Source organism: Escherichia sp. MOD1-EC6300 (assembly GCF_002965045.1).
In the GTDB taxonomy this organism is placed as follows: Bacteria; Pseudomonadota; Gammaproteobacteria; order Enterobacterales; family Enterobacteriaceae; genus Escherichia; species Escherichia coli_F.
Map to the genome: position 1 here is coordinate 1 of NZ_PTRH01000071.1, position 393 is coordinate 393.

General features: G+C 45.3%; 2 tRNA genes. Both read left to right on the forward strand.

The annotated features are described in order from the left end of the window. The first annotated feature begins 53 nt into the window (after positions 1 to 53). Positions 54 to 130, forward strand: a tRNA-Ile gene (locus tag BGE37_RS24840). Positions 131 to 172: 42 nt separating this feature from the next. Then, positions 173 to 248 (forward strand) — tRNA-Ala (locus BGE37_RS24845). Positions 249 to 393: the final 145 nt, after the last annotated feature.

Here is a 393-nt window from a genome sequence, read left to right on the forward strand (position 1 = left end):
CTTTGCAGTGCTCACACAGATTGTCTGATGAAAATGAGCAGTAAAACCTCTACAGGCTTGTAGCTCAGGTGGTTAGAGCGCACCCCTGATAAGGGTGAGGTCGGTGGTTCAAGTCCACTCAGGCCTACCAAATTTGCACCGCAAATTTGAAGAGGTTTTAACTACATGTTATGGGGCTATAGCTCAGCTGGGAGAGCGCCTGCTTTGCACGCAGGAGGTCTGCGGTTCGATCCCGCATAGCTCCACCATCTCTGTAGTGATTAAATAAAAAATACTTCAGAGTGTACCTGCAAAGGTTCACTGCGAAGTTTTGCTCTTTAAAAATCTGGATCAAGCTGAAAATTGAAACACTGAACAACGAAAGTTGTTCGTGAGTCTCTCAAATTTTCGCAA